The following is a 19,881-nucleotide window of genomic DNA, read 5'->3' as shown; positions in this document are numbered from 1 at the left end:
AGACATGCCCGGGAGTGCCACATGTCGAAGACCAGCACACTGAACCACGCGAGCCCCGTCGACCTCGACACCCACGGCCACTACCGGCCCGGTGGCAGGCCCGGCCCGCGCTACCCCTTCCAGGGGCGGATCGGCACACCCGCCTTCCCCGCCGAGCCGGGGCGCTACCACCTTTACGTCGCGGCCGTCTGTCCGTACGCGCAGCGCGCGGCCATCGTGCGCTCCCTCAAGGGACTCCAGGACGTGGTCTCGCTCTCCTACGTCGACGACGAGCGCGACGGGCGCGGGTGGGCGTTCCGCGAGCGGCGCGGGGCCGACCCGGTCAACGGGTTCACCATCCTGCGGCAGGCGTACGAGGCGACCGAGCCCGGCTTCGACGGGCACGTCTCGGTGCCGGTCCTGTGGGACAGGACGTCCGGCCGCATCGTCAGCAACAACTTCCCCGACATCACGATCGACCTGGCCACCCGGTTCGGCGGCGACCCGGAGGCCGACCTCTACCCCGAGGAGCTCCGGCCCGAGATCGACGAGCTCAACACGAGGATCTACGAGTTCGTCAACACGGCGGCGGGCCGCGTGGCGTCGGCCACCACCGAGGCCGCGTACACCGAGGCGCGCGGGGCCGTGGTCGCCTTCCTGGACGAGCTGGACGCCCGCCTGGCCGACCGCAGGTTCCTGTTCGGCTCGGGGATCACCGAGGCGGACGTGCGGCTCTGGCCGACCCTGCTCCGCTTCGACCTGAGCGACAACCCGGCGGCCAGGATCAGCGAGCGCCCGCTGACCGCCTTCCCCAACCTGTGGGCCTACGCCAGGGACCTGTACGCCCACCCCGCCTTCCGCGAGAACACCGACTTCACCGTCATCTCCCACCGGGAGAGCGAGACCGACGTCTGGCGCGTCCCGGTCGAGCCGCTGCATGCCGACTGGGACCAGCCGCACCGCAGAGCCGCCGTATGAGCGCCTCGATCGCCGTCGTCGGCGCGGGGCCGACGGGCACCTGCCTGGTGGAGCGCATCTGCGCCAACGCCGCCGACCTGCTCGGCTGGCCGTCGCTGGACGTCCACGTGATCGATCCCCACCCACCGGGTGGCGGGCGCGTCTGGCGCCGCGACCAGCCGGACCTGCTCTGGATGAACTCCGCCGCCGCCGACGTGACGCTCTTCACCGACGAGTCGGTGCGCTGCGAGGGGCCGATCCGCCCCGGACCCACGCTGGCCGAGTGGCTCGGCGGCGACCCCGGCAGGTTCGCCTCCCGCCCGGCGCAGAACGGCTACCTCTCCCACGTCTTCCGGAACGCGGTGGCGAACGCCCCGCGCGGCGTCCGGGTGCACGTGCACGCCGCCCGTGCCGTCGACCTCGCCAATGTCTCCGGCGGCCAGGCCGTGAAACTGGAGGACGGTCAGACGATCGAGGCCGACGCGGTGATCCTGGCCCAGGGGCACGGCGACGTGACCCCGACGCGGGAGGAGAGGGCGCTGGCCGATCTGGCCGCGCGCGGGGGACTGCGGTACCTGCCCACCGGCTACGCGGCGGACCTCGACCTGGACGGCATCCCCGCGGGGGAACCGGTGATCATGCGGGGGATGGGGCTGGCCTTCGTCGACCTGATGGTGCTGCTCACCTCGGGAAGGGGCGGCCGGTTCGTCCGCGAGTACGACGGGGAGCTGGTCTACCTGCCCAACGGGCGCGAGCCTCTCCTGTACGTGGGGTCGCGGCGCGGCGTGCCGTACCACTCCAAGACCGGTTACCCCTTCACGGGCGTCCGACCGCCGGTGCCGCGCTTCCTCACCCGCGAGGCGCTGGGCGAGGGGCCGTGGAACTTCCGCCGGGACGTGTGGCCGCTCGTCGCCAAGGAGCTGGCCTTCGCGTACTACCACGAGCTCATCACCGCCCACCCCAAGCGCGCCAAGCTGGGCTGGGAGGAGTTCGAGGAGGGCTTCGCCGCCGAGGAGTGGCGCAGCGCCGGGATGCGCAGGCTGATCCGCTCGGCCGTGCCCCGGCACTTCGACCGGCTCGACTTCGACCGGCTCGACCGGCCGCTGAGCGGCATCCGGTTCGGCGACCAGGCCGGTCTGCAGAAGTGGATGCGCGGCTATCTCTCCGTCGACCTGGAGCGACGCTCCGACCCGTCGCACAGCGCCGACCACGCCATGATCCTCGGCCTGCTCTCCGTCTACGGGGTCCTCGCCGAGCTGGGCATCTCCGACCCGTGGTTCGGCGGGTTCTTCAGCTACGTCGCCAGCGGCCCACCGGGACCCCGGCTGGAGGAGCTGCGCGCCCTGGCCGGAGCCGGGGTGGTCACCTTCCTCGGCGCCGACCTCAAGGTCGACCACCACGACGGGCGCTGGCGGGCACAGAGCCCCACCGTGCCCGGCGGCGTGACGGCCACGACCCTCGTCGAGGCCAGGCTGCCCGCGCCCAGCGTGAGCCGGGCCGTCGACCCGCTCATCAGCGCGCTCCGCGACCGGGGCGAGCTCGACGAGGAGTCGGGCCTGGTGAACGTACGGCCCGCCGACCGCCGCCTGCTCGACAGGACCGGCACCCCGCACCCACGCAGGTTCGCCTTCGGCCCCTGGGTCGTCGGCGGCCGGGCCACCGGCGGCTTCGCCAGGCCCCGCCTCAACGCCCCGCTCTTCCGCCACGCCGACGCCCTCGCCCGGATCGTGCTGTCCGAGGCCGCCGGAACCCAGATAAGGCGACACGTCGCGTGAACCGCTCCGACCGATGCGTCACCGAACCGACCGAGCACATCGCCCAGATGCCCGTCGCACAGAAGTCCGTCGTACAGAAGTCCGCCGTACAGAGGTACGTACAGAAGTTCGTCACACGGAAGCACGTCGTACAGAAGCACGAGGAGAAGAACGTGAAGTTGCGATGGGGCGCCCTTGTGCTCGCCGGAGTGTTGGCGCTCGCGGCGTGCGGAGCCGAGAGCGGGGCCCCGAGCGCGGCGGCCGGTGAGGGCGGCGGTGGCGACGGAGGGTCGCTCGTGTGGGCGGTGGAGACGCAGCCGATCACCTTCAACCCGCACCAGTGGGGGCAGAACAAGGCCCGCCTCCTGGTCCACAACCAGTTCGACGCGCTGATCGCCCGGGGCAGGGACGGCGAGTTCCTGCCGTGGCTGGCCACGTCCTGGAAGGTCTCCGAGGACGGGCTGACCTACACCTTCGAGCTCCGCGACGACGTCACCTTCCACGACGGCGAGAAGTTCGACGCCGCCTCGGTGAAGGCCAACCTCGACCAGCTCGTCTCGCCCGGCTACAACGCCGCGCTCAGCGCCATCCAGCTGCGCAACTTCGACAGGGCCGAGGCGACCGCACCGCACACCCTGAAGATCACGCTGAAGGCCCCCGACGGATTGTTCCTCGACTTCCTCTCCTCCCCGTACGCGGGCCAGGTCTCCCCGAAGTCACTGAAGAACGCCAAGGACCTCAAGGCGGGCGGCGTCGACGTGGTCGGCACCGGGCCGTTCATCCTCGACCGGTTCACCCCCGGCCAGGAGGTCCACTACAAGCGCAACCCGAACTACAACTGGCCGCCCACCGGCTCCGCCCACCAGGGGCCGGCGCACCTGGCCGACATCACGTACCGCTTCCTGCCCGAGGCGGCGGTACGGGTCGGCGCGCTCACCTCGGGGCAGGTGCAGGTGATCGAGGGCGTGCCCGCCACCGAGATCGGCCTCATCAAGAGCGACCCGGAGCTCAAGCTGGAGACCAGCCTCAACTCGGGAAGCGCGTTCTCCTACTACTTCAACGTCTCCCGCCCCCCGTTCGACGACAAGCGGGTCCGTGAGGCCTTCCGCGACGCCGTCGACGTGGACGCCGTGCTCAACTCCGTCTACCAGGGCACCGCAAAGCGGGCCTGGAGCGTCATCGGCCAGGGCAGCCCGCAGTTCTACGACCCCTCGCTGGAGAAGACCTTCGGCAACAACCCCACGCGGGCCAACCAGCTGCTCGACGAGGCGGGCTGGAAGGAGCGCGACGCCGAGGGCTTCCGGGTCAAGGACGGCAAGAGGTTGACGGTGCGCACCGTCAACGCCGCGCCGTTCGTCCGCGACCGCCGCGACATCCTCGCCCAGGCCGTCCAGGCGGCCGTCAAGCAGAGCGCGGGAATCGACTTCCAGGTCAAGATCGTGGACCAGGGCACCGCGCAGAAGGCCATCGACGAGAACGAGTACGAGATCTTCGAGAACTCGCGCGGCGACACCGACGCCGGAGCGGCGCTCAACCTGATCCTGGCGAAGGGCGCCGCGATCAACCGCACGAAGTTCGAGAGCGCCGAGCTGGACAAGCTGCTCGCCGACGCCTCGGCCACCACCGATCTCGCCAAGCGCAAGGAGCTCTACGCGAAGGTGCAGAAGATCGTCGTCACCGACGAGGTGATCCTGCTCCCGGTCTACGTGCCCGCCGACCAGATCGCCTACGGCGCCGGGGTCACCGGGATCACCTTCGAGCCGGTCTCCGGCACTCCCAACAGTGCTTACGACGTCCGGATAGGGACGTGAGCACTCTCACACTCACCCGGCGGCGGGGGCTGGCCGCCGCCGGGTGGCTCGGCCCGGTGGTCCGGCGGCTCGGAGCGGGCGTCGCCGTGCTCTGGGCCGCCGCCACCGCGGCCTACCTCGCGTTGATGCTCGTCCCCGGCGACACGGTCGACGTGCTCATCGGCGACGGCCTCGACACCCCCGAGCGGCGGGCGCAGATCATCGCCGAGTGGGGGCTGGACCGCTCCCCGCTCCAGCAGTACGGCGACTATCTGCTCCGCCTGCTCCAGGGAGACCTGGGCCACTCCTACATCCTGCAGCGCGGCGTCGGCGAGATCCTGTCCTCCCAGATCCTGCCGACGATCCAGCTCGCGCTCACCGCCGCGCTCTTCGGGGTCGTCCTGGCCCTGGTGCTCGCCCTGACCACCGCCGGGCGCCGCTCCTGGCTCGGCGGGCTGGCCGGGCTGTGGGAACTGGTCGTCGTCTCGGTCCCGCCGTTCCTCATCGGCATCCTGCTGCTCGCCGTCTTCTCCTTCACGCTCGGCTGGTTCCCCGTCTCCGGGGACAGGGGACTCGTCTCCCTCGTCCTGCCGGGGCTCGCGCTCGGGCTGCAGATCGCCGGAGTGCTCGGCCAGGTGCTCCGCGAGGGCCTGGAACGGGCGCTGGAGGAGCCGTTCGCGGTGACCGCCCGCTCGCGCGGCATCACCGAGTGGCGGCTCGTCGCCCGGCACGCGCTGCGCCACGCCCTGCTCCCGGCCGTCACCCTCACCGGCTGGTTCACCGGCTACCTGCTCGGCGGCGCGATCATCGTGGAGGCCGTGTTCGGCCGTCCCGGGCTCGGCCAGGTCACCGTCGGCGCGGTGAACGGCAAGGACATGCCCCTGGTGATGGCGGTCGTGCTGATCTCCGCCCTCGCCTACGTGACGGTCAGCACGATCGTCGACCTCGCCTACCTCGCGATCGACCCCCGACTGAGGAGAAGCCGATGACGACGGTCACGGAGGTCTCCGGTGTCGCGGCAGCCGTCCCGGCCCAGGCCGGGCGCCGCCACGGTTTCAGCGCGCCCCTGGTCGTGCCGCTGCTGTTCCTGGTGGTCGCCGCGGTCGCGGCCGTGGCGCCCGGCCTGCTGACCGGTGTCGACCCGCTGGCCGCCGACCCGCTGCACGCCCTCGCGGGGCCGAGCGCCGAGCACTGGTTCGGTACCGACCACCTCGGCCGCGACGTGCTGTCGCGCATCGTCCACGGCGCCGGGCACTCGCTGAGCATCGGCGCCGCCGCCGTCCTGCTCGCCGCCGGGGCCGGTACCCTGCTGGGCGTCCTGGCCGGGCTGTCCCCGCGCTACGTCGACGAGCTGCTCAGCCGCCTGTTCGACGTCCTGGCGACCTTCCCCGAACTGCTGCTCGCCCTGCTGGTCATCGCCATCACCGGTCCCGGCACCGGCAACGTGATCCTCGCGATCGGCATCGCGCAGATCCCCAACTACGCTCGCGTGATCCGCGCCCAGACGTTCGTGGTGCGCCGCTCCGGCTACGTCGAGCAGGCGGTCACCTTCGGCCTGGCCAGGCCGGTGCTGGTCGCCCGCCACGTGCTGCCCAACGTGCTGGGCCCCCTGCCGGTGCTCGCCACGATCGGCATGGGCACCGCCATCATCGCCACTTCCGGGCTCAGCTTCCTCGGCATGGGCCCGCAGCCGCCCAGCCCGGAGTGGGGCTCGATGCTGTCGGAGGCCCGCAACTACCTGCGCGTCGCCTGGTGGAGCGTGCTCTTCCCCGGGCTCTCCGTCACCCTGACCGTCATCAGCCTGACGCTCGTCGGGCGCCGCCTGCAGCGTCGTTTCGAGGGGAGAAACCGATGAGCCTCATCGATGTCGAGGACCTGCGGGTCGGTTTCCCCCGGGCCGGGGTGCGGGCAGTGCGGGGGGTGAGCCTGTCGATCGAGGCGGGCGAGTGCGTGGCGATCGTCGGGGAGTCCGGCTCCGGCAAGAGCGTCACGGCCAGGACCCTGGTCGGGCTGACCGGTCCCGGCGCCGAGGTCACGGCCTCCCGGTTCGCCGTGAACGGCAAGGACGCGCTCAGGTTCGGCGCCCGAGACTGGCGGCGGCTGCGCGGCAGGTTCGCGGGGCTGGTGCTCCAGGACGCGCTGACCTCGCTCGACCCGCTCCGTACCGTCGGCGACGAGATCGCCGAGGTGCTCGCCACCCACGACGTCGTACCCCGCGCGGCCCGGAAGGAGAGGGTGATCGAGCTGCTGGAGGCGGTCGGGGTGCCGGAACCGGAGGTGCGGGCCCGGCAGTACGCCCACCAGCTGTCCGGGGGACTGCGCCAGCGCGCCCTGATCGCCTCCGCCATCGCCGCGGGTCCGCCCCTGATCATCGCCGACGAGCCGACGACCGCCCTCGACGTCACCGTGCAGGCCCAGATCCTGCGCCTGCTCGCCGCCCGCAAGGCGGAGGGCACCGCACTGCTCATGATCAGCCACGACCTCGCCGTGGTCTCCGCCATCGCCGACCGCGTACTGGTCATGAAGGACGGGGTGATCGTCGAGGAGGGGCCGACGGGACGCGTGCTGTCCGCGCCCCGGCACGACTACACCAGGCTGCTGCTCGCCGCCGTCCCCTCCGCCGCCTCGCGCGGCACCCGCCTGTCCGCCATCGCCGCCGGAGGAATCGCGCTGCGCACCCCGCTGCCGGAGCGGACCGTGGACCACGCCGCGCCGATCCTGGAGGTCTCGGGGTTGTCGGCCGCGTACGGCTCGCGCACGGTGGTCGACGACGTGTCCTTCGAGGTCTATCCCGGCGAGACGCTCGGCATCGTGGGAGAGTCCGGTTCGGGGAAGACCACGGTCGCCCGGCTCGTCCTCGGACTGCTCGAACCCGCCTCAGGGAAGGTCCGGCTGGGAGGCGAGCCCTGGTCGGGAATCCGCGAGCGAGCGCGGCGTTCCCGCAGGTCCCGCATCCAGGTGATCTCCCAGAACCCGCTCGACTCCTTCGACCCCCGCTACACGGTGGGCCGCCTGGTCGCGGAACCCCTCCGCGGCATGTCCTTCGAGAGCGGATCCTCGCGCGGTGTTCCCCTCGGGAGCGGATCCTCGGGTGGCGCCCCCTTCGGGAGCGGATCGCGTCGGGGAGCCTCCCCGGGGAATGGTTCCCTTCTCGACTTCCTCCGTGCCTCCCTTGGCGGGACCGTTCCCCCCGCGGCGGGCCCCTCGGGTCCGCCGGATTCGCAGGGTTCGCCGGGCGACTTCCTGAGGGAGAGGAACCTCGCGGCGGACGAGCTCTCCCGCGGGCACTCAAGCTCGTGGAGGAAGGACCGGGTGACCGAACTGCTGGACCGGGTCGGCCTCCCGGCGGACGTCGCCAGCCGGCACCCCCGGCGCCTGTCCGGCGGCCAGCGCCAGCGGGTGGCCATCGCCAGGGCCCTCGCCACCCGCCCCGACGTGCTCGTCTGTGACGAGCCGGTCTCCGCGCTGGACGTGTCGATCCAGGCCCAGGTGCTCGACCTGCTCGCGGAGATCCAGGCCGCCGACGGGACCGCGCTGATCTTCATCTCCCACGACCTCGGGGTGGTCCACCACATCGCCGACCGGGTGCTGGTCATGCGCGGGGGGCGCGTCGTGGAGGAGGGACACGTGGATGAGGTGTTCTTCCTGCCCCGGCACGACTACACCCGCGAGTTGCTCGGCGCGGTGCCCAAACTGGTGTCGGCCGAGCCCTGACGGAGGCCGCGGATATCGGGCAGGACCAGCACCCCCAGGCAGGAGACCGCCAGCAGCGCCGCCGCCCCGTACAGGGTGGGGGCCGTGCCCACCGCGCCGGCCAGCGGTCCGGCCAGGGCCATGCCGAGGGGGGTCAGCCCGAGGGAGAGCAGCCAGTCGTACGCGGACACCCGTGAGATCGCCTCGGCCGGGATGTGCTCCTGCACGGCGGTCTCCCACAGGGGTGCCATGAACGCCAGGCCGCCGGTCATCAGCCCGTAGGCCGCCGCGACGATCAGCGCGGGTGCCCCGGCGGCGAGCAGGGCCAGGGGCAGCGCCCCGAGCGCGAGCGCGATGTTCGCCGCGACCAGGGGCTTTCGCGGTCTCACCCGCAGTGCCAGCAGCGCGCCGCACAGGGCGCCGACCGTGCCGCCCTGCACGATCGTGCCCCAGGCGAGCTCGCCGCCGAGACCGGTGACGGCGATCACGGGCCCGATCGTGATCAGGGCGCAGCGGCTGAGGTTCCACAGGGAGTGGCCGACGAGGTTCGTCCAGTACCACCGGTGGCGGCGCAGCTGCGCCCAGCCCTCGGCCAGCTGCCTGGCGAACCGCTCGCGCGGCGCGGGCGGGATCGGCGCGAGCCGGAGCCGGCCCAGCAGCACCGCGCTGGCCGCGAACGTCACGGCGTCCAGGAGCAGCGCCCAGCCGGGGCCGGCCGTCAGGGCGAGGGCGGTGGCGATCCCCGGGCCGAGCAGCATGGACCCGCGCTGGGCGATCGCCATGAGCGCGTTGGCCCGGGGGAGGTGCTCCGCCGCCACGGTGGCGGGCACCAGGCCTGTCGTGGCGGGCAGGAAGAACGCGGAACCGGCCCCCGAGACGGCGGCCAGCGCCGCCAGGTGGACGATGTCGACCGTACCGGTGATCAGCTCGAAGCCCATGACGGCGTGGGCGAGCCCGCGCACGATGTCCGCGCCCATCATCACGCGACGGCGCGGAAGCCGGTCGGCCCAGACGCCGCCGGGCAGCATCAGCGCCACCGTGGCGATCGACTGGGCGGCCAGGACCACTCCGAGGTCGGTGGCCGAACCCGTGGTGGTGACGATCGCCAGCGCGAGGGCCACGGCGGTGACGGAGTCGCCGATGTACGACAGGGCCTGGCCGGCCCACAGCAGGCGGAAGCGGGGGTCTCGTAAGGGGGCCCAGGGGCCACGCGAAAGGGTCGTGGAAGGGGGCATGGAAGAGAAATTACTACGAAACCATAATTTATGCATCCATATTAAAGATGGCTCGCCGGAAGGCGGCGTTACCCTGTGGGCATGCCAGAGCCTGACTCCATCGATCGGCACATCGCGCACTGGTCCCGGGAGCTGTCCGACCTCGACCCGCAGATCGAGGGGATCGTCACGCGCATGCAGATGCTCGTGCGGCTGCTCAAACGGAACAGGGACGCCTGGCTGACCGCCGGGGGGCTCAAGACCTGGGAGTTCGAGGTCCTCCACCACCTGGTCGCGGCCGGGCCGCCCTACCGGGCGACCCCTTCGCTGCTGGCCGGGTGGCTCGACACCCACCCGGCCACGCTGACCAACCGGCTCGACCGGCTGGAACAGGCCGGATACGTCGACCGCGTGCACGACCCCGGCGACCGCCGCCGCCTGCTCGTCGCGCTGACCCCCGCCGGGCGCACCGTCTGGCAGGAGCGCATGGACCAGGGCGACCTCTCGGAACGGGCACTGCTCGGCCCGCTCGGTCCCGGTGACCGCGAGGTCCTCGACGAGCTCCTGCGCCGGATGGTTCTCGCGGTGGAGCGGGACGGCCCGCCGCTGATGCCCGACTGGCCGTCGGCCTCTGCTCTGGATTCGGCTTCGGGTTCGGATTCGGCTTCGGACGCGGGCCCGGGCGCGGGTTCGGGCTCGGGTTCGGCTTCGGACGCGGGTTCGGGTTCGGATGCGGGTTTGGACGCGGGTCCGGATGCGGGCGCGGGTCGGGACGCGGGCACAGGCTCGGGGGTGATCCCGGAATCGGGCCGGTCGGTCAGGTGATCCCGCGCGCCGGGGCGGGGACGGTCAGAGCAGCCGGCGGGCTCCCGCGGCCGGGGTCGCCGGGTAGATCTCCGGTGCGGCCCAGCCGCGCTCGGCATAGGCCCCGGTCACCGACTCCCGTACGGACTCCACCCGATCGTCGGTGACCAGCGCGATCGCCGAGCCGCCGAACCCGCCGCCGGTCATCCGCGCCCCTCGCGCCCCGCCCCTGACCGCGGACTCCACGGCCACGTCCAGCTCGGCGCAGGACACCTCGAACTGGTCGCGCAGCGACAGGTGGGAGGCGTTCAGCAGTGCCCCGATCTCCCGTACCGCCCCGGCTCGCAGCAGCCCGATCACCGCCTCGACCCGGTGATTCTCCGTCACCACGTGCTGGGTGCGTCTGCGCTCGTCGCCGCTCAGCTTCGCGAGGGCGCCCGCCAGGTCCGTGACGTCACGCAGCGAGTCGACGCCCAGACGCTTGGCGGCGTTCTCGCAGTCCCTGCGGCGGCGGGCGTACTGCCCGTCGGCGAGCTCGTGGTGCACCCCGGTGTTGATGATCAGCAGCTGCAGGCCGTGACTCGCCAGGTCGAACGGGATGCTCCTGGTCCCGAGGCTCCGGCAGTCCATGAACAGCGCCTTCCCCTCCTCACCGAGGGCGGAGGCGGCCTGGTCCATGATCCCGCACGGCATGCCCACGAAGTCGTTCTCGGCCTTCTGCGCGGCGAGGGCGATCTCCATCCTGGTCAGGCCGAGGCCGTACAGCTCGTTCAGCGCCGTACCGACGACCACCTCCAGCGCCGCGCTCGACGACAGTCCCGCCCCCTGGGGCACGTCCCCGTCGATCACCACATCCGCGCCGCCGGGGCGTCCCCGCTCCAGCCCCGCCTCGCGGAGCACCCAGAACACCCCGGTCGCGTAGCGGGCCCAGCCCTCGGCCTCGTCGAGCGTCACCAGCGTCACCGGCTCCCCCGCCTGCAGGGACCGCAGCCTGATCACCCCGTCCTCGCGCGGCGACACCGCCGCGGTCACCCCCCACGGCAGCGCGAACATGCTCCCCGATCAGGTTGACCCGCCCCGGAGCGTGCCATACCCCGGCAGGCTCCGCGCCGTACGAGTCCCTGAAAGCTTCAACAACGCGCATGATCCAACACTCCTCAACAAGGTTCACCAGTAGGGTAGCGATTCCGCCGGAGCCCGGTCCCGTGCCCGGTCTCGCCGAAGGTCACATCTTGAACCCGTCCCGCCCGGCAGGTGTGCGAACAGTGCCTACGTTTGGTTGAATGCCGCGTACGGTGTGCACGAGGGGCGGTAGCTCAGCCGGTTAGAGCAGGGGACTCATAATCCCTGGGTCGCGGGTTCGAGTCCCGCCCGCCCTACCCTCCGCGATCAGGGCGAGAGTGCCTCTGGTCTACGTTTTCATGGCCTGAGACGATCTTCTCCCGGCGGTGAAGCCGTCCAGGTCGATGGGCGCCGGTCGGCTGGCGCGGTCGCGGATCATGCTGCCTGTGCCGGCGCCTCCGTGGATGAATTCCCGCGGGAGTATGAGTTCCGGCTCTGTGCAGGCCGCGCGCGGTTCCGTGTATTTTTTGCCGAGTTTCTTGGCCCGCTGCCGACGGTCACGGCCACCATGGAACTCACAGGATGAAACACCTTTCGAGGAACGTTGACCTCGCCGGTGTCGTTCTGATTTCTGTGTAAGGACCTGGATCAGTACGCGGGCCGACGCTTTATGTAATTACCGCGACATTTGGATTTTCCGTCGTGCGTGGCCGTGTTTGGATTGCCGCGGCCAAAGATTGAATCAGCGCCCTTTGGGTGACTTCTATTCGGAAGTGGATGCCGGGGTGTCCGTGAGCACGCCGCTGCCATCTGGCTGTGGTTCCACTCTCCATTGCCGTGGCCATGTGTGATGCAGAGTCGGGTTTGATACTTTGGTTTCATCGAGTCGAACATCTCCATCGAAGGTCGCCCCGCCGAACCAGGCGGTTTTACGAAAGCTCGCCCTGCCGAACGAGGTGGCTGCTCGGAAGGTGGCCCCGCGAAACTCGGCGTCTCCCGCAAACACCACTTCGCCGAACTGTGCGGTCCCGCCGAACGAGGCTCCGCCGAAACGAGCGTTTCCGGTGAATAGCCCCTTGTCGAAATGGGCGTTACCACTGAAGGTCGCGCCGTCGAACCATGCGGTTTTGTCGAAGGTCACCTTGCGGAAGCGGGTGTCTTCAAGGAAGGCCGCCTCGCGGAACCGGGCGTTTCCGGCGAAGGTCGATCCATCGAAATGGGCGGTTTTGTGGAAGGTAGCCTGACCGAATTGAACGTCTGCGTCGAAGGTCGCCTTGTCGAACCAGGCGTTACCGCTGAAGGTCGCATCGTCGAGCCAGCAGTTCTTGCTGAAGGTCGCCCCGTCGAACAGGGCGTTTCCGCTGAAGGTCACATTGCGGAATGCGGCGTCTCCCGCGAAGTCTCCTTTTTCGAAGACGGCGTCCTCGGCGAAGGTCGCCATGGTGAAACGGGCTTCCCTGTGGAAGGCCGCCCCTTGAAAGCTCGTCTTCCCGCCGAACGTCGCCTTGTCGAACCAGGCGTTCTCCGGAAAGATCGCTTCGGCGAACCCGGCGTCCTTGGTGAAGATCGTTCCACCGAACCTGGCGCCGCCACCGAGTCGTGCCCTGTTGAACGAGGCCTCCTCGCGGAAGGCCGCACGGTCGAACCAGGTGGTCCCCACGATGGTCACTCCTTCGAACACGGCCTTGCCGTGGAAGGTGGCCTGGTCGAAGAACGCCTCACCGTGGAAGGCGGCCTGGTCGAAGATCGTTTCGCCGTGAAAGACGACCCTGGTGAACTGGGCGCGGGAGGTGCGGCAGGAGTGGAAGTCGAAGTCGATCAGGGTGGCGCCCGTCAGGTCGATGCGGATGTCCTCCCACGCCCGCCCGTCAGCGGCGATGATCCCTCGTTGATCAGTGATCCGTTCCTCACGTAGGTGGTCGGCCAGGATTTCCTGAGCGGCGCGCCGAACCTGCCGTTCCCCCTCCCCGTCGGGTTGCGCGATGGCATCACCGCTGCCCGTAGTGGAGGCGACGGTGTGCGGCCCGTGTTCGTGAACCTGCCCGGGGCCGACGGTTTCGGGGAAGGAATATGGCATGCGCAGGTAGGCGCAGATGACGTTGACGATGGTCGGCCGATGGTTCGGGTTGTCCTGAGCGAGGCGCTCCAGTGCGTAAAGGCCCCCCAGCCGTACCGCGGCCTTGTCGCTGCCCAGCTGCTCGACGGCTTTGGTGTACAACTCGGTGACGCGGCGTTCGGTGGCGTCGTGAGCGGTGATGAGAGTGGACATCTCCTGGTGATGCTGGCGACGAAAGGCCAGCATCAGCGTGATGGCGGCACCGACTCCCGCGCCGGCCGCCAGTGCGCTTTGAACAGCCCCCTGCCGCGCGGTCACGTGCTCGACTGCCGTCAGCGCGGCAGGAAGGCCGCTCAGCAACCACCAGGCCACCCCGCCGATGGTGCCGGCGACCACGACGGCGGCCGGGACGATCCACCATCTCGGGGCCCGGGGCGGTCGCAGCACGGGTGGCGCATTCCGTGAAACGGGCGCCCGCGGAACAGCCGAGCGGCGATGCCCCGCGAACAGACGCATACCGTTTTATCGGGTGGGCGTCATGCGGACGTTTCCGCAACACGTCAATCGTTACCGGCTCGCAGCCCACCGCGGCCCACCGCAGCCTCCTGTGTCTCACCGGACAGCGTTCATCGGCCGGTTCTCACGGGTGGCGGTGCCGGGCCGCCGGCATCGGTGACGAGCCACCGCGTCAGGGTGTCGATCAGACCTGGGCGACCCGCGCCCGGCGGCGCCGCTTCCAGGCCAGGGTCGCGGCCTGGATGACGAAGAAGGCGCCACCGGCCGCCGTGTACATGATCAGCGCGGTCAGGTCGGGGGCGTCGCCGACGGCGACGGGCAGGTAGGTGATGCCGGCGATGACCGAGAGGGCGCCGGCGATGAGCATCGGCCACTGAAGGCCGAGCTCGGGGCCGCGGCGGCGGATGGCCACGGTCAGCTGGGCGGCACCGGAGACGATGGCCCAGAGGCCGAACACGAACAGCACCGCGCCGATGCCGCCGATGGCGGCGAGGCCGAGACCGACGGCGGTCAGGGCGCTGAGCGCCGTGTTGAACACCTGCAGCTTGCGGGCCGGGGTTCCGGGATCCTCACGGACGTCGAACAGCGAGGCGACGACGTCGATGATCGGGTACGCGATGAGCAGGATCACCGAGGTGGCCGTCAACGAGGTGTGGACGGCGGCGAAACCGGCTGACCAGGCGATCGCGACGAGGCCACGGACGAGATAGATGCGAAGGAGGGGCGACATCGGGGGTTTCCGCTTTCTTTCCGGTTTTCCGGCTTTCCGGGGTACGGGAGCCACTCTGACCACCCGTACCGGCCGACCGCCCCCGGGAGAGACCCTGGGCGGGACACTGGTCCCCGCCCCCAGGCTCACCAGGCACCCTCCCAGGGGGAGGACCAGGGACTCGCCCGGGGGCGATCGGGTCCCCGCCGGGTCGAGCATCCGGGAATGCAGAGTTTCGACGTGGTGGTGATCGGCGCCGGTCCTGGCGGCGAGGTGGTGGCCGGGCGGCTCGCCGAGGCCGGTCTGGACGTGGCGATCGTGGAGGCCGACAAGGTCGGCGGGGAGTGCTCCTACTACGCGTGCATGCCGTCGAAGGCGCTGCTGCGCCCCGGCGAGCTGCTCGCCGAGGCGCGCCGGGTGCCAGGGGCCGCCGAGGCGGTGACCGGCCCGCTCGACGTTCCGGCGGTGCTGCGCCGCAGGGACGAGCTGATCGGCGGCCTGGATGACAGCGGCCAGGTGCCGTGGCTCAAGGAGCGTGGGATCACGCTGGTCCGGGGCTGGGGCCGGCTGGCCGGGGAGAAGCGGGTCGCGGTGGGCGACGAGATCCTCGAGGCGCGCCGTGCGGTGATCCTGGCCGGGGGTACCCGGGCCGCGTTGGTCGACATCGACGGGCTGGCGGACGCGAAGCCGTGGACCAACCGGGAGGCGACGACGTCCCAGGAGATTCCCGGATCGTTGATCGTGATCGGCGGCGGGGTGGTCGGCGTCGAGATGAGCCAGGCGTACGCGTCGCTCGGATCCCGCGTCACCCTGGTCGAGGGCGACCGGGGACTGCTGCCGCGCGAGGAGGATTTCGTCCGCGCCGAGGTCGGTGAGTCGCTCGCCGAGCAGGGCGTGGACATCCGCGCCGGGCAGCGGGCGACGGCCGTACGGCGCGACGGCGACGACGGCGGCAAGGTGACGGTGACCCTCACCGACGGCGGCACGGTGATCGGCGACGAGGTGCTGGTCGCCGCGGGCCGCGCGCCGCAGGCCGCCGACCTGGGCCTGGAGACCGTCGGCGCCAGGACCGACGGCTTCGTCGCGGTCGACGAGCACATGCGGGTGCCCGGACTGGACTGGCTCTACGTGGTCGGCGACCTCAATGGGCGGGCGCTGTTCACGCATATGGCGAAGTACCAGGCGGCCATCGCGGCCGGGAACATCCTGGGCCGGGACATGACGGCCGAGCACGTCGCCGACGGCGCCAACTCACCCCGGGTGATCTTCACCGAGCCCCAGGTCGCGGCCGTCGGGCACACCACGGCCAGCGCGGCGGCGGCGGGTCTGAAGGTCCGGGTGATCGACGTGCCCACCGACGGCAACGCCGGCGGTGCCTTCTCCGGCGGCGCCCGCGGCACCAGCCGGTTCCTGATCGACGAGGACAACGACGTGCTGGTCGGCGTGACCATCACCGGAACCGCTGTCGCCGACTTCCTGCAGGCGGCCACCATCGCGATCGTCGGCGAGGTGCCGGTCCGCCGGCTGCGGCACGCCATCCCGGCATTCCCCACCCGCAGCGAGATCTGGCTCTACCTGTTCAACGCGCTCGGTATCTGAGGTTCGACGCACTCGGTGTCCGAGGCGCCGGTACGCCACCGATCCGGCCACGGCGGCCGGATCGAACGTCCGGCCTCGGGAAAAGGGCCTCGCGCCGGCGGCGCGAGGGACGTCCATGTGCATGAGGGACGTCCGTGCGTAATGAGGGACGTACATGTGCACAAGGGGCCTCTGTGTGGACAAGGGACGTCTGCGTGTACGAGGGACGTCCGTGTGTGTCGTCATACCCGTAACGGGTTTGCCGACCGCTCTGAGCAGCGGCGACGGCCATCGTCGGCGAGTGCCGATCATCGCGGTCCCAGGAACGCCGGCACGGGGTTTCGGCACGTCACGACGTCCGGCCCCTCGTCCGCTGGGGGACGGGAGTGTTGTAACCTCCCCGGCGAGAGGGGTGACGTGCCGATCAACACCAAGATTTCCGTGCTGCGGGGGCGGCGACGCGAGCAGGAGGCGCTCGACCGGCTGCTGCGTGACGTCCGCGCCGGGCAGAGCCGAGTGCTGGTGCTGCGCGGCGAGGCCGGAGTGGGCAAGACCGCCCTGCTGGACTACCTGGCCGAGGCCGCGTCGGCCGGCCAGGTGACCCGTGCGGCCGGGGTGGAGCCGGAGACCGAGATCGCCTATTCCGCGCTCCAGCAACTCTGCGCGCCGCTGCTGTGCCATCTCGATCGGCTGCCCGGGCCGCAGCGGGACGCGCTCGCCACCGGATTCGGCCTCAGCGCCGGCGACCCGCCGGATTCGTTGCTCGTCGGGCTCGCCGTGCTCGGGCTGTTCGCCGAGGCCGCGTCGGAGCGGCCGCTGGTCTGCGCCGTGGACGACGTGCAGTGGATGGACCGGATGTCGGAGGTGATCCTCACCTTCGTCGCCCGGCGGCTGGACTCCGAGTCGGTCGCCCTGATCTTCGCGGCGCGCAGCCCCGGCGACGAACGGATCCTCGAAGGGCTGCCGGAGCTGCGCGTCGAGGGGTTGCCGGACGCGGACGCGCGGGCGCTGCTGGACTCCGTGCTGCCCGGGCCGGTGGATGCCCGGGTGCGTGACCGGATCGTCGCCGAGACGCGCGGCAACCCGCTGGCCCTGCTCGAACTGCCGCGCGATCTCACCCCCGCGGAACTGGCGTTCGGGTTCGGCGGGCACAGCGCGACGCCGCTGGTGAGCCGGGTCGAGGAGGGCTTCCAGCGGCGCATCGCCGCGTTGCCGGTGGACACCCGCACGCTGCTGCTCACCGCCGCCGTCGAACCGGTCGGCGATGTGCCACTGCTGTGGCGCGCGCTGGAGCGGCTGGGGGTCGGGACGGACGCCGCCGCGCCCGCGGCGGTCGCGGGCCTGATCGAACTCGGCACCCGGGTCCGGTTCCGGCATCCGCTGGTCCGCTCGGCCAGCCGGCGCTCCGCCGAGCCCACCGAACTGCGCGCGGTGCACCGGGCGCTCGCCGAGGTGACCGATCCCGGGCGGGAGCCCGACCGCCGCGCCTGGCATCGGGCGCACGCCGCGCTGGGGCCGGACGAGGAGGTCGCCGCCGAGCTGGAGCAGTCGGCCGACCGGGCGATGGCCCGTGGCGGCCGGGTGGCGGCCGCGGCGTTCCTGGAGCGCGCGGCGGAGCTCACCCCCGATTCGGCGAAGCGCGCCGGACGCACCCTGGCCGCCGCGGTGGCCCGATTCGCCGCCGGGGCCCTCGCCGAGGTGCCGGACCTGCTGGCCGCCGCCGAACTCGGCCCGCTCGACCCGGTGCAGCGGGCCGGAGTGGAACGGCTACGCGCCCAGGTCGCGTTCGCGCTCAACGCCGGCCGGGCGGCCGGGCCGCCGCTGCTCGCGGCCGCACGCCGCCTGGAGGCGCTGGATCCCGCCGCGGCCAGGAAGACCTATCTGGCGGCGATCGGCGCGGCCGTGAACGCGGGGCGGTTCGGCGGCGACGACCTGCGCCGGGCGGCCGAGGCCGCCCGCGACGTTCCCTCGGGCGAGGAGCCGGCCGGACTGCTCCTCGCGGGTCTGACGACGTGGATCCTGGAGGGGCACGCGGCGGCGGTGCCGCCGTTCATCCGTGCCCTGGCCGCGGTCACCCCGGACAACGATCTGGACCTGGTCTGGCTGATCGGGATGGTCATGCACGAGGTCTGGGACGACGTGGCGTTTCTCACCACGACCGAGCAGGTCGTCGGCTACGCCCGCGAGACCGGCGCGCTGTCCCTCCTGCCGGGTGCGCTGACCTTCCGCGCCACCGCGCTGATCTACGCCGGTCGCTTCGCCGACGCGTCGGACCTGCTCGACGAGGCCGAGGCCCTCGGGAACGCCACCGGCTCGTTCCCGCACCCGGCCACCGCGGTCATCCTGGCCGCGCATCGCGGACGCGAGGAGCAGGCGCTGGAACTCAACAGGGCCCTGGTCGGGAATGCCGAGGCGGGTGGCCTGGGGTGGTTGCTCGCCGTCGCCGGATACAGCAGAGCGGTGCTGTTCAACGGGCTCGGCCGGTACCCGGCCGCGCTGGAGGCGGCCCTTGAGGCGGCCCGGCACGAAGACCTCGCCGTCCTGCAGTGGACGCTCGGGGAGCTGGTCGAAGCCGCCGTACGCACCGGGGCGGACTCCGTCGCGGCCGAGGCACGTGACCGCCTCGCCGCCCGGACGAGTGCCGTCGGCACGAACTGGGCGCGGGGCGCCCAGGCTCTCGCGGACGCGCTCGCGGGCCCGGCCGGGTCGGCCGAGGAGTGCTACCAAGAGGCGATCGAGCGGTTCGCCGCGACTCGGCTCGGCCTGCAGGCCGCCCGGGCTCGCCTGCTCTACGGTGAGTGGCTGCGGCGGGAGAACCGGCGGGCCGACGCCCGGACGCAGCTGCGGATCGCGTACGAGGCGTTCACAACGATCGGCGCGGAGGGTTTCGCCGAGCGGGCCGGCCGGGAACTGGCCGCCACCGGCGAGACGGTGCGCAAGCGGACCCTGGGCGTACGGGAGGAGCTCACCCCGCAGGAGGCGCAGATCGTGCGTCTGGCCGTGGCGGGACGCACCAATCCGGAGATCGGCGCCGTGCTGTTCCTCAGCCCGCGCACCGTCGAATGGCACCTGCGCAAGGTCTTCACCAAGCTCGGCGTCGGCTCCCGCCGCGAGCTGGCCTCGGCCCTGCGCGACAGGTGACCCCCAGGGTGTCACCCAGGGCCGTCCCCAGGGTGTCACCCTGGGGCGACCGTCCCGCTCCGCGCGCGATCGTGAACGCCAGATGCCGGACGGCATCGCCAAGATCGTGGAGGAGTGGGAACAGTGGTGGACTACCAGCTTGAGGTGATCGTGCTGCCGGTGGCCGACGTCGACCGGGCCAAGGAGTTCTACAACCGGATCGGTTTCCGCGAGGACATCGACTACGTCGACGGTCAGGACTTCCGGGTCGTGCACTTCACCCCGCCGGGCTCCCACTGCTCGATCGTCGTGGGTACGGGCATCGGCACCGCCGCGCCCGGATCGACGGAGAACGTGCACCTGATCGTGCGCGACATCGAGGAGGCCCGGGCCGACCTGGTCGGCCGCGGCGTCGAGGTCAGCGAGATCTTCCACGACGAGGGCGGTGTCTTCCACCACGCGGGCGACGAGAAGCGGGTTCCCGGCTTCTACCCCGGCCGCCCCTCGTACGGCTCGTTCGCCTCGTTCAGCGACCCCGACGGCAACGGCTTCCTGCTGCAGGAGGTCACCGAGCGCTTCCCCGGCCGCTGAAGCCGGGCCATGGACACGCGGGCCGGGTAACGGCCACGACAGGCGATGCGCCGGGCCC

At 71.5% G+C, this 19,881-nt stretch carries 13 protein-coding genes, 1 tRNA gene and 1 pseudogene; 11 read left to right on the top strand and 4 right to left on the bottom strand.

The window, feature by feature from the left end; all coding sequences use genetic code 11:
- Nucleotides 1-21: 21 nt before the first annotated feature.
- The 6 genes from ACSDR0_RS32015 to ACSDR0_RS31990 are packed head-to-tail and all read left to right on the top strand — an operon-like array spanning nt 22 to nt 8,194.
- Entirely contained in the window at nt 22-957 is a 936-nt protein-coding gene (locus tag ACSDR0_RS32015) for a glutathione S-transferase C-terminal domain-containing protein (protein ID WP_435292643.1), read from the top strand.
- Nucleotides 954-2,711, top strand: a complete 1,758-nt coding sequence (locus ACSDR0_RS32010) for an FAD/NAD(P)-binding protein (RefSeq protein WP_435292642.1) — start codon at nt 954-956, stop codon at nt 2,709-2,711. The genes ACSDR0_RS32015 and ACSDR0_RS32010 overlap by 4 nt, the downstream gene beginning before the upstream one ends.
- The gene (locus ACSDR0_RS32005) at nt 2,708-4,501 is read left to right on the top strand and encodes an ABC transporter substrate-binding protein (RefSeq protein ID WP_435292641.1); all 1,794 of its coding nucleotides are present in this window, start codon (nt 2,708-2,710) and stop codon (nt 4,499-4,501) included. Before ACSDR0_RS32010 ends, ACSDR0_RS32005 begins: the two co-directional genes overlap by 4 nt.
- Nucleotides 4,498-5,469: an ABC transporter permease gene (locus tag ACSDR0_RS32000; protein ID WP_435292640.1), complete on the top strand. Its 972-nt coding sequence runs from the start codon at nt 4,498-4,500 to the stop codon at nt 5,467-5,469. The genes ACSDR0_RS32005 and ACSDR0_RS32000 overlap by 4 nt, the downstream gene beginning before the upstream one ends.
- A complete protein-coding gene (locus ACSDR0_RS31995; protein ID WP_435292639.1) occupies nt 5,466-6,335 on the top strand; it encodes an ABC transporter permease in 870 nt (289 codons plus the stop codon). The genes ACSDR0_RS32000 and ACSDR0_RS31995 overlap by 4 nt, the downstream gene beginning before the upstream one ends.
- Nucleotides 6,332-8,194, top strand: a complete 1,863-nt coding sequence (locus ACSDR0_RS31990) for a dipeptide ABC transporter ATP-binding protein (RefSeq protein WP_435292638.1) — start codon at nt 6,332-6,334, stop codon at nt 8,192-8,194. The genes ACSDR0_RS31995 and ACSDR0_RS31990 overlap by 4 nt, the downstream gene beginning before the upstream one ends.
- Here the strand turns inward: ACSDR0_RS31990 and ACSDR0_RS31985 are convergent.
- Nucleotides 8,140-9,408 (bottom strand): MFS transporter, encoded by a 1,269-nt coding sequence (locus ACSDR0_RS31985; protein WP_435292637.1) that lies wholly within the window; start codon nt 9,406-9,408, stop codon nt 8,140-8,142. The two genes, ACSDR0_RS31990 and ACSDR0_RS31985, sit on opposite strands and share 55 nt — an antisense overlap.
- A gap of 81 nt (nt 9,409-9,489) precedes the next feature.
- Here ACSDR0_RS31985 and ACSDR0_RS31980 point away from each other — a divergent pair, with 81 nt between their 5' ends.
- Nucleotides 9,490-10,212, top strand: a complete 723-nt coding sequence (locus ACSDR0_RS31980; protein WP_435292636.1) for a MarR family winged helix-turn-helix transcriptional regulator — start codon at nt 9,490-9,492, stop codon at nt 10,210-10,212.
- 24 nt (nt 10,213-10,236) lie between these two features.
- On the opposite strand, the pseudogene galK reads toward ACSDR0_RS31980, so the two are convergent.
- Nucleotides 10,237-11,335, bottom strand: a pseudogene (gene galK, locus ACSDR0_RS31975) (galactokinase).
- Between the two features lie 161 nt (nt 11,336-11,496).
- On the opposite strand from galK, the gene ACSDR0_RS31970 reads away from it, so the two are divergent.
- Nucleotides 11,497-11,570: transfer RNA gene (locus ACSDR0_RS31970), tRNA-Ile, on the top strand.
- A 446-nt stretch (nt 11,571-12,016) separates the two neighbouring features.
- Here ACSDR0_RS31970 and ACSDR0_RS31965 read toward each other — a convergent pair.
- A complete protein-coding gene (locus ACSDR0_RS31965) occupies nt 12,017-13,705 on the bottom strand; it encodes a pentapeptide repeat-containing protein (protein WP_435292635.1) in 1,689 nt (562 codons plus the stop codon).
- A 304-nt stretch (nt 13,706-14,009) separates the two neighbouring features.
- Entirely contained in the window at nt 14,010-14,555 is a 546-nt protein-coding gene (locus ACSDR0_RS31960) for a hypothetical protein (RefSeq protein WP_435292634.1), read from the bottom strand.
- Nucleotides 14,556-14,759: 204 nt separating this feature from the next.
- On the opposite strand from ACSDR0_RS31960, the gene ACSDR0_RS31955 reads away from it, so the two are divergent.
- The 3 genes from ACSDR0_RS31955 (at nt 14,760) to ACSDR0_RS31945 (ending at nt 19,823) form a co-directional block, all read left to right on the top strand.
- On the top strand, nt 14,760-16,133 hold the full coding sequence (locus ACSDR0_RS31955) for a dihydrolipoyl dehydrogenase family protein (RefSeq protein WP_435292633.1): 1,374 nt from the start codon (nt 14,760-14,762) through the stop codon (nt 16,131-16,133).
- Nucleotides 16,134-16,529: 396 nt separating this feature from the next.
- On the top strand, nt 16,530-19,253 hold the full coding sequence (locus ACSDR0_RS31950; protein ID WP_435292632.1) for a helix-turn-helix transcriptional regulator: 2,724 nt from the start codon (nt 16,530-16,532) through the stop codon (nt 19,251-19,253).
- Between the two features lie 114 nt (nt 19,254-19,367).
- Nucleotides 19,368-19,823 carry a VOC family protein gene (locus ACSDR0_RS31945; protein ID WP_435292631.1) on the top strand — a complete coding sequence of 152 codons (456 nt, stop codon included), beginning with the start codon at nt 19,368-19,370 and terminating at the stop codon, nt 19,821-19,823.
- The last annotated feature ends 58 nt before the right edge of the window (nt 19,824-19,881 follow it).

It is taken from the genome of Streptosporangium sp. G11 (assembly GCF_051192615.1).
GTDB lineage: Bacteria > Actinomycetota > Actinomycetes > Streptosporangiales > Streptosporangiaceae > Streptosporangium.
The sequence above is the reverse complement of the archived record's forward strand: the minus strand, read 5'-3'. Positions and strand labels throughout refer to the sequence as shown.